The following is a 620-nucleotide window of genomic DNA, read 5'->3' as shown; positions in this document are numbered from 1 at the left end:
CGTCTTTCGGCCCGCCTCGGCCGCAACGAGTTCCTGGCGAGGGTCGGCGGTGACGAATTCGTCGCCGTCAAGCTCGACGTCTTCAGCATCAACCAGGCGCGCGAGTTCGCCAAATCGCTTCGTGAGGAGATCTGCCGGCCGATCGAGCAGGGCGACCGAGTTCTCTCGGTCGGCGCCTCGCTGGGCGTCACGCTGTTTCCGGATGACGGTGGCACGGTCGATGAACTACTCGGGCGCGCCGACCTGGCGATGTACCGGGCCAAGCAGTCCCCTGCCGCGAAGATTTGCCGCTACGACGCGTCCATGGACGAGAACAGCCGCAACCGGTCGGCACTGGCCATGGAACTGCGCTACGCCATCGAGCGCGACGAGCTGGAACTCCACTACCAGCCCCAGACCGAGGTCGGCACAGGCGAGGTCATCGGTTACGAGGCGCTGCTGCGCTGGCACCATCCGGTGCGCGGGCTCGTCGGGCCGAACGAGTTCATCCCGATCGCGGAGGAGACCGGCCTGATCGTGCCGATCGGCGAATGGGTGCTCAAGACCGCCTGCGCCGAGGCGGCGTCGTGGCGGCGCCAGGTCAAGATCGCCGTGAACATCGCGCCGGCGCAGATTGCGCA

The 620-nt window shown here is 67.3% G+C and carries 1 protein-coding gene; it reads left to right on the top strand.

The features are described from left to right. On the top strand, positions 1–620 hold a 620-nt coding region (locus VB714_RS15535), incomplete at both ends, for an EAL domain-containing protein (protein WP_323225542.1).

The sequence above is a fragment of the Spirulina sp. 06S082 genome (assembly GCF_034932145.1).
Taxonomy (GTDB): Bacteria; Cyanobacteriota; Cyanobacteriia; order Cyanobacteriales; family Spirulinaceae; genus CCY15215.
The sequence above is the reverse complement of the archived record's forward strand: the minus strand, read 5'-3'. Positions and strand labels throughout refer to the sequence as shown.